The 3,165-nt window shown below is 52.7% G+C and carries 2 protein-coding genes; both read left to right on the forward strand.

The features are described from left to right. A partial coding sequence (locus NG653_RS14585; protein WP_252742454.1) for a sensor histidine kinase occupies nucleotides 1–467 on the forward strand: 467 nt, incomplete at its 5' end. Beyond that, on the forward strand, nucleotides 464–3,165 hold a 2,702-nt coding region (locus NG653_RS14795; RefSeq protein ID WP_305882152.1), incomplete at its 3' end, for a ligand-binding sensor domain-containing protein. The genes NG653_RS14585 and NG653_RS14795, both read left to right, overlap by 4 nt.

The following is a 3,165-nucleotide window of genomic DNA, read 5'->3' on the forward strand; positions in this document are numbered from 1 at the left end:
ACGCCCTGGCCGAGGAATACCTCCGCCTGGCCTATCACGGCCTGCGCGCCAAAGACAAAAGCTTCAACGCCACCCTGGAAACCGAGTTTGACGACGCGGTGGGGTCCGTAGCCCTGGTCCCCCAGGACATTGGGCGGGTGCTGCTGAACCTGCTCACCAACGCCTTCCACGCCGTAACCGAAAAGAAGCAGCAGGCCCCGGAGGGGTTTGAATCCCGGGTTACAGTATGCACCCGCAGGACGCCTGAGGGCGTTGAGATCGCGGTGGCGGACAATGGCAACGGCATCCCGGAGGCGATCAGGGACAAGATTTTCCAGCCCTTCTTTACCACCAAGCCCACCGGGCAGGGCACCGGGCTGGGGCTCTCCATGAGCTACGACATTGTGACCAAGGGGCATGGGGGGCAGTTGAAAATGGTGTCAGATATAGGTGAAGGCACTGAATTTTTGATTATTTTACCCAAATGACGCCCCGTTTTTCATGCTCTTTTCTGTTCCTGTTTATTTCCCTTTGGGGATATGGGCAGGTCAATTTCAGCAGGGTAAACCACTACGAGGAACTCAACGGGATGATCATCACAGACCTCCTCGCTGACCGGAACGGGGAAATCTGGATTACCACCTTCAGCGGCCTGCTTACTTTTGATGGATATGAATTCAGGAATTTCTATCCTGATACAAAGGACTCCACGACCATAGATGACCTGCTTCTTTACAAACTGGCCGAAGGGCGGAACGGGGACATCTGGATTGGCAGCCAGAACAAGGTCTACCGGTATGACGTGCAGACGGGCTTTTTTAGAAACTACCCCCTCAATAAATTCATTGAGTACCCGTCAAATGCCCAGCCGATGATTACCCATATCGAATCCGACGGGAACGGCAGCTTTTATTTCGGCATCAATTCCGGAACCGGGTACAACGAGTATCCCGGTTTACTTAGGTACCGCGAAACAGACGGGGAATTTGAGGTCGTGAACCTGCCCGATGGCCAACCCGTGCAGAATGTCTACCGTATGGAAAGCAACGATCGGGGTGACATTGCCATTATCTGCAATCAGGGCTTTATGATCATCCGGTCGGAAGAAACCGTATTTACGGACTTTGAACAGTTTCAAAGGTTCGCCTGGCAGGACCAGGAGGTACTCACGGACATGGTTTGGGACAAGGAGGGATCCCTCTGGTTTGTGACCAACCAGTGGCGCCTGGGGAAAATAGATTTGACGGAGGATACAATAGATTTTAAATCCTTCCAATCGCCGTTTAATGGCATTCTTGACTGGACTACCCGCATAGGCTACGACAATGCCCGGCTTTGGATCAGCCACCGGGATGGACTGGAGCTGTATGACATCCCATCAGGTAAATTAGAGATCCCGAAAAACACGATGGCCAGGCCATTTAATGCCTTTCTTTATGATACGATGGGTAATATTTGGCTGGGAACCGGGGCCTATGGGCTGTACTGCATCCCCCCCCAACAATCCCTTACCTCTTACCTGCATAACCCGGATGATCCGAATTCAGTGACGGAAGGGTGGGCCAGCAATCCATTTGAGGACGAAGCGGGCAATCTCTGGTTCCCCACCTATAACTGGGCAGGGGAAGAAGGCCTGAACCGGATCAACCCAGCTACGGGGGAAATCTCCAAGATGCTCTTTAAGGAAGAGCTGCCCCAGTACGGACAAATACAGATGATCAACGCCTATGACAAGGGACGCCTTCTTTTCCGGTCCGGTAAAAAGCTCTACGGGTACGATGTCAATTCAGGGGAGGTCGTGGACCCTGGAATCCTAAGTGAATCCGAAAATGTGGAATGGCTCAATTATGTGTACAGGGATTCCGGAGGGGACCTTTGGATCTGCACCATGTCAGGGCTGTACAGGCAATCCGGAGCAAGTTACAGCCTGTATGACTTCTCGAAAGGGGAGATGGGGCAGGTGGTGAGCAATGAGGTCCTGAAAGTAATGGAAAGCAAACGGGGCGGGCTATGGGTACAGACCAACGATGGCCTGTTCTTCCTTGATACGAGTACGGATTTACTGGAACGACACGGATATGATCCCAACAAAGGCCCGGTATTCTCATCACAGGACATCAATTCCCTGCTGGAGGATGAAGAGGGATACCTCTGGGTGGGCACCTGGCAGGGAGGCCTGAACAAGTATGATCCCGACACGGGGGAAATCCGGTATTACGGTATCGAAGACGGCCTGCCCAGCCCAAGCATACAGGGAATCCTGGAAGACAAAGCCAGAAATGTACTGTGGATGAGCACCTTTCGGGGCATCACCCAGTTTGACAGAGAAACCGAAACCTTTACTTCCTACGGCAATGAAGCAGGTGCCCAGAGCCTTTACGCCGACAATTCAGCCATTGAATTATCCAATGGGCTTTTTGTCTTTGGTGGCAGTAATGGGGTCACTGTTTTTGATCCGGCTGATTTCACCGGGGACTCCCGGCCCCCGATCATGCGGATTACGGGAATCAGGGTTGGGGAGGAAGCCATTTCATTTTCAGGGGAACAAGACATCACCCTGCAGCACTCCCAGAATAACCTCTCCATTTCCTATAAGGGCATCCATTATGACAATCCTTCAAAGAACCAGTTTGCCTACAAGCTTACACCTGTGGATGAAGATTGGCGCCAGGTGGGCAACTCGCGTTCAGCTTACTTCTATGATCTCAAACCCGGGGACTATACTTTCTCCGTTCGGGCTTCGAGCCCGAACGGCGTTTGGAGTGCCCCAAAAACGGTTGCCTTCTCAATCACACCACCCTGGTGGAGAACCTGGTGGGCCTACTCCGGGTATGGGCTGCTTGTTCTCCTCGGATTGCTCACAGCACACCGGATCCAGAAAAACCGGACCCTGAAAAAGGAGCGGGAACGCATCAAAGACCGGGAACTGGCCCATGCACGGGAAATCGAGAAGGCCTACACAGAACTCAAGCAAACCCAGACCCAACTCATCCAATCTGAAAAAATGGCCTCCCTGGGCGAGCTCACCGCAGGCATCGCCCATGAGATCCAGAACCCGCTCAACTTTGTCAACAACTTCTCGGAGGTCAGCAATGAACTGCTCGAAGAAATGGCTGAAGAACTGGAAAAGGGCGACCTTTCCGAGGTCCGGGCCATTGTGGAAGACCTCAAACAGAACCTCGATAA

Source organism: Robiginitalea marina, from assembly GCF_024006985.1.
In the GTDB taxonomy this organism is placed as follows: domain Bacteria; phylum Bacteroidota; class Bacteroidia; order Flavobacteriales; family Flavobacteriaceae; genus Robiginitalea; species Robiginitalea marina.